Here is a 702-nt window from a genome sequence, read left to right as displayed (position 1 = left end):
GACCTGTGCCCCGACCAACGATAACCTGATGGAACTGGTAGTGATGGCCGACGCCTTCCGCCGCTCCTCAGCATCCCGAATCACCGCCGTGATTCCTTACTTCGGATATGCCCGCCAGGACCGCCGTCCGCGTTCGGCACGTGTAGCCATCAGCGCCAAAGTCGTCGCTGACATGCTCACTGTCGTCGGTATCGACCGTGTACTCACTGTCGACCTGCACGCTGACCAGATCCAAGGCTTCTTCGATATTCCCGTCGACAACATCTACGGCTCGCCCGTACTGGTAGACGACATCGAAGACCAGCGTTTCGAGAACCTCATGATCGTATCCCCGGACATCGGTGGTGTTGTGCGCGCACGCGCCGTCGCCAAGTCCCTGGGTGTCGACCTGGGTATCATCGACAAACGCCGTGAAAAGGCTAACCACTCCGAGGTCATGCACATCATCGGCGACGTCGAAGGGCGCACCTGCATCCTGGTAGACGACATGGTCGACACCGCCGGCACCCTGTGCCACGCGGCCAAAGCCCTGAAAGAACACGGCGCTGCCAAGGTTTATGCCTATTGCACGCACCCTGTCCTGTCGGGCCGCGCGATCGAGAACATCGAGAAGTCGGTACTGGACGAGCTGGTGGTGACCAACACCGTACCGCTGTCCGCCGCTGCTCAAGCCTGTGACCGTATCCGCCAGCTGGATATCGC

1 protein-coding gene is annotated in these 702 nt (G+C 60.5%); it reads left to right on the top strand.

Translation table 11 applies throughout. From position 1 onward, the window contains the following. On the top strand, positions 1–702 hold a 702-nt coding region (locus GYA94_RS26435), incomplete at both ends, for a ribose-phosphate pyrophosphokinase (RefSeq protein ID WP_161893429.1).

Source organism: Pseudomonas juntendi (assembly GCF_009932375.1).
Taxonomy (GTDB): Bacteria; Pseudomonadota; Gammaproteobacteria; order Pseudomonadales; family Pseudomonadaceae; genus Aquipseudomonas; species Aquipseudomonas juntendi.
The sequence above is the reverse complement of the archived record's forward strand: the minus strand, read 5'-3'. Positions and strand labels throughout refer to the sequence as shown.